This window comes from Streptomyces sp. T39 (genome assembly GCF_008042045.1).
Taxonomy (GTDB): Bacteria; Actinomycetota; Actinomycetes; order Streptomycetales; family Streptomycetaceae; genus Streptomyces.
In genome coordinates this window covers 5,539-8,178 of record NZ_RDBP01000023.1, presented here as the reverse complement: position 1 = coordinate 8,178, position 2,640 = coordinate 5,539, and the positions used below count along the sequence as shown (strand labels likewise).

General features: G+C 75.1%; 2 protein-coding genes and 1 pseudogene. 1 reads left to right on the top strand and 2 read right to left on the bottom strand.

Annotated elements, in window-relative coordinates; all coding sequences use genetic code 11:
• Window positions 1-188: pseudogene (locus tag EAO77_RS40170) on the top strand (alpha-hydroxy-acid oxidizing protein); the annotation flags it as partial.
• A 104-nt stretch (window positions 189-292) separates the two neighbouring features.
• On the opposite strand, the gene EAO77_RS20215 reads toward EAO77_RS40170, so the two are convergent.
• Both EAO77_RS20215 and EAO77_RS20210 read right to left on the bottom strand, forming a co-directional pair.
• A complete protein-coding gene (locus EAO77_RS20215; protein ID WP_147989703.1) occupies window positions 293-1,606 on the bottom strand; it encodes a glutamate synthase-related protein in 1,314 nt (437 codons plus the stop codon).
• On the bottom strand, window positions 1,603-2,607 hold the full coding sequence (locus EAO77_RS20210; protein ID WP_147989702.1) for an asparagine synthetase A: 1,005 nt from the start codon (window positions 2,605-2,607) through the stop codon (window positions 1,603-1,605). Before EAO77_RS20210 ends, EAO77_RS20215 begins: the two co-directional genes overlap by 4 nt.
• Between the last annotated feature and the right edge of the window lie 33 nt (window positions 2,608-2,640).

The following is a 2,640-nucleotide window of genomic DNA, read 5'->3' as shown; positions in this document are numbered from 1 at the left end:
GCACCGGCTGGGCCCCCGGCGTCTTCCTCGACCAGGTCGGCCTGCCGCTCGCCGAATGCCTGCGCCGCATCGGCCGCCCGGACGGCTGCCTGCTCGCCACCGGCGGCATCTGGGAGGGCGGACGCACCCTGCGCGCCCTCGCCCTCGGCGCCCGCGCGGTCGGCCTCGGCCGGGCCGCCCTCGTCGCCGACCGCCTCCCCGTCGTCGGGCGCCGTCACGGTGATGCCGGGGATCTCCCGCACCCGGAAGCGGGCGTGGACCGTGCGGCCTGTGCCGGGCCTGCGGTGGGCGCTCATCCGGTGCCCCCCGCGGGCCGTGCCGCGTGCGGCGGCGCAGCGGTGACCGCCGCCGGGTGGGCGGGGGCGGCAGTGTGGCCGTCGGGCCACCACAGGTCCTCGGGGCCGAGGGCCCCGGTGTCGTACTTGCCGAGCGCGCTGACGAGCAGGCGTAGTTCGAGGGCGAGGGCGTCGGCGAGGCGTTCCAGGCCGTGCTCGGGGTCCTCGTCGACGGCGACGAGGGCGGCCCGGCCGAGGCCGACCGCGCGGGCGCCGAGGGCGAGGGCGCGCAGGGTGCGTCCGCCCTCCCAGATGCCGCCGGTGGCGAGCAGGCAGCCGTCCGGGCGGCCGATGCGGCGCAGGCATTCGGCGAGCGGCAGGCCGACCTGGTCGAGGAAGACGCCGGGGGCCCAGCCGGTGCCGCCCTCGGCGCCGTCGACGGTGACGGCGTCCGCGCCGGCGGCCCAGGCGGTGCGGGCGGCCCGGTCGATGTCACGGCCGGGGTGGAACTTCACCCAGGTGCGCGCCTTGGGGAAGTTGTTGCGCATGAAGCGGAGCTGCTGGCGCAGGATCTCGTCGGTGAACGTGCCGGGGGTGGCGCAGCGCAGCCGGTGGGCGCTGTCCTCGCCGAACACGGCGCGGACGGTGAAGCGGCGGGCGAGCTGCTCGGCCTCGGCGCGGCCGACGACGGTCATGCCGCCGAGGCCGGGTTTGGCGCCCTGACCGGTCTTCAGCTCGAAGGCGAGGCGGCCGGTCTCCAGGAGCGGGCGGAAGGCGGGGTCGCTGTAGAGGAGGTTCCACACCTCGGAGTCGGCGTCCTCGGTGGACTGCTGGACGACGATCCCGCCGCAGTCGTCGGGGACCTCCTCCAGGTAGGCGTCGATCCGGGCGCGCAGGGCGGAGCGCACCGCATCACCGGCACGGCGGTAGCCGTGGACGGGGACCATGTTCTCGCCGATGACCATGGGGATGCCGAGACGGGCGGCCTGGCGGGCGGCGTGCACGGAGAGGTCGCCGCTCCCGGCGCGGGTGGAGCCGAAGGCGGAGAGGTAGAGCGGCAGCCGGGCGGTGAAGCCGCCGACCGCGGTGGTGAGGGCGACGTCGGAGAACTCGGGCTCCCGGGCGAGGTCGATGAGCTTCTCGAGCCGTTCGGGCATGAAGACGGGCGGGACGATCCGTGCGCGGTCGAGCGCGTCGCCCGCCGCGCCGGGGCCGGGGCCGTAGAGGCGGGTGCCGTAACCGGCGGGGTCGGGGAAGACGGCGGCGGCGCCGTCGCGGGCACGGACGCGGACGGAGTCCTCGGGGAAGCCGGGGGCGCTGAGCGCGGTCACGGGGCCACCACCCCGGGGAGCTTCGGGTAGGCGGAGACCTGCCAGAGGGCGTCGAGGCCGGTGAGGAAGCGCACCAGGCGCTGGAGACCCATGCCGAAGCCGGCGCTGGCGGGGATGCCGTCGCGGGCCTCCTTGAGGTACCAGGCGTACTTGGCGGGGTTCTCGCCGCTCTCCCGCATACGGGTGACGATGGTGGCGTAGTCGGCCTCGCGTTCGCTGCCGGAGACCAGTTCGCCGAAGCCGTGGGGGGCGATGAGGTCGAAGTTGCGCAGCACGCCGGGGTTGGCGGGGTCCTCGCGGTCGTAGAAGCCGCGGGAGCCCTTGGGATAGTCGTTGACGAAGAAGGCGCGGTCGCTCTCCAGGGACAGCAGCCGTTCACCGGCCCAGTCGATCTCCCCGTCGGGGTTCTGCGGGTGGCCCTCGGCGAGGAGGCGGGCGACGGCCTCGTCGTGGGTGCGGACGTCGTACTTGCCGGACCGGATGTCGGCGAAGTCGCCCTCCGCGCGGCCGAGTTCGGTGAGTATCTCCGGGACGGTGGTCCACACGTGCTCGGTGACGTGGGTGAGCAGCCCGGCGGCGATCTCCTGGGCGTCCTCGCGGCTCGCGTCGGCGATCTCCACGTCGATCTGGTGGAACTCGACGAGGTGGCGGCCGGTGCCGGCGGTCTCCTCGGGCTCCACGCGGACGTTGGGGGCGATGTAGAAGAGCCGGGGGAAGCCGTGCAGGGACGCCTGCTTGTAGAGGATGGCGCTGGTCATCAGCTTGTAGGGGTGGCCGTAGTAGTCGACGTCCAGGGCCTTGGCGCCGCGGCCGCCGGGGTCGGTGACGGGCCCGACGAGCGGGGGCAGCAGCTCGGTGAACCCCTCGCCGCGGAGGTAGGCGCGTGCCGCGTACAGGACCTCCTGCTGAACGAGCATGGCGGCGCGCAGCCGGGGCGAGCGCAGGTGTTCGCCGAGCGGGGGCGGCGTGGCCGGTGCGCCGGTGCTGAGGGGCTGGTCCATGGCGGGGCTCCTGTTCGGGGTGGGTCGCGGGTG